At 56.3% G+C, this 1,365-nt stretch carries 1 protein-coding gene; it reads right to left on the reverse strand.

Features of this window, described 5'->3' with window-relative positions; all coding sequences use genetic code 11:
- On the reverse strand, positions 1-1,208 hold a 1,208-nt coding region (gene istA, locus HMPREF3148_RS06640; RefSeq protein ID WP_070508913.1), incomplete at its 3' end, for an IS21 family transposase.
- Positions 1,209-1,365 lie beyond the last annotated feature (157 nt).

Genomic DNA, 1,365 nt, shown 5'->3' on the forward strand with positions numbered 1-1,365 from the left:
ATATCCTTGTCCGGGGTATGTGCCGGATCGGTGCAATAGCGGTACTTGAACCCGTGCATGCGCGAGTGTTCTGCAACCAGCTCGTCACCGTCGAAGATGCTGACCAGGCTGTTGGTCAGCCGTGCCCGCAGAGTCTTGCCGATGTACTGAAACGGCACCGAGTAGTACTGGTAATCGCAGCAGATATGCCAGTTACGGTCGACTTTGACAGCCCGCCAGGACACTTCCGTAAACGGAGTATCCGGCAAGTCACGCATCATGGGTGCTTCATCCGCATCAAATAGCTCCCTGCGAGTGAGCCCATCAGGCCTAGGCATGTTCATGTTGATGTCGTCGACGCGCTGGGCGATAGTCTCGTTGAGCTCATCGAGGCTGTAGAAGGTCATCCCGTCGAAGTAGCCGAGGATGCGCGTGTAGACGAGTTGGACGGCACGTTCCACAGCAGCTTTATCCCGAGGTTTTCCAGGCCGGGCTGGCACGAGGAGGATGTCGTAGTAGTCGGCGAAGTCGGCGTAGCGTTCTTGGATGCGCCGGCCGGGCTTGTTCTTCACCGGACGGTAAGTCGCGGTCGGTGCGTTATCGGGCACGATGATGCCAGGACGTTTGCCGAGGTAGTCCAAGGCTTTCACATGGCAGGAAATCCAGTTGTCCATCTTCTCGTTAGCTGTTGCTGTCACAAACAGCAGTGAAGAATACGGGCAGATGGCCACGAATAAGCTGGCTTTCATGCCGACGTCGCCGGTGGCTTTATCGATGATGGAAACCTTGTCGCCGGCCCAGTCGACGTAGAGTTCCTGGCCTGGCTCGTGTTCGATAATCGAGGTCATTCCAGAGGTGCGGATGTGGGTGCGCAGTCGTTCGCAGAACTGGGAGTACTGATACTTCGACTCACCTTCACCAGCAGGTGCAGCAACGTAGTCCATCCACAGCTTGTGGCGAGTGAGATGCTTGTTGTTGGCAAGGCGCTTGGCGAGCTTTTCAAAGTCTGGCTGGTCGTAGCGCTTGCGACGGGCCCTGCGGTGGTCGCTGAAGTGCTCGTCGAAGAATGATGGATCCAGCTGAGCAAACGACTCCTTAGTGATGCCGTGGTCAGCGATGAGTGTCTTGACTTTGGCGATATCGCGTCTAGAACAGCCAAGCGCTGCTGCGATAGCGGAGTAGGTTGCCCCATCTAGACACAGTGCCATGATGTCTTTGAAGTTGGCCATGAAAGGCCCTCCTTAAGGTCATGAAAGGTGATGACGCGCCGGCACAGGTTGTGCCCACGCCACCTATACAATGACCGAAAATGATTGACGGTACCACCTACCCGGAAACCCGGTACCAACTACGCGGATTACCGGTACCAACTACGACGAACCGGCA

The sequence above is a fragment of the Corynebacterium sp. HMSC05D08 genome, assembly GCF_001807215.1.
Taxonomy (GTDB): domain Bacteria; phylum Actinomycetota; class Actinomycetes; order Mycobacteriales; family Mycobacteriaceae; genus Corynebacterium; species Corynebacterium striatum.